This window comes from Citrobacter sp. TBCS-14 (assembly GCF_005280805.1).
In the GTDB taxonomy this organism is placed as follows: Bacteria; Pseudomonadota; Gammaproteobacteria; order Enterobacterales; family Enterobacteriaceae; genus Citrobacter; species Citrobacter gillenii.
Genome location: NZ_SZWM01000673.1, coordinates 1 through 208, shown reverse-complemented (window position 1 = coordinate 208; position 208 = coordinate 1). Strand labels below are relative to the sequence as shown.

The window sequence follows — 208 nt, the reverse complement described above, 5'->3', positions numbered from 1 at the left end:
GCGTCCTGCTGACTCAGGTTGAAGTCGATGCCCACGATCCAGCCTTCAGTAATCCGACCAAATATATCGGACCGATTTACGACAACGATCAGGCTAAAACGCTACACGCGGAAAAGGGCTGGATTTTCAAAGCCGATGGTAAAGCGTTCCGTCGCGTTGTGCCCTCTCCACAACCCAAACGTATCGTTGAAAGTGATGCTATTCGCAC

At 51.0% G+C, this 208-nt stretch carries 1 pseudogene; it reads left to right on the top strand.

The features are described from left to right. Positions 1–208, top strand: a pseudogene (locus FDX22_RS20625) (carbamate kinase); the annotation flags it as partial.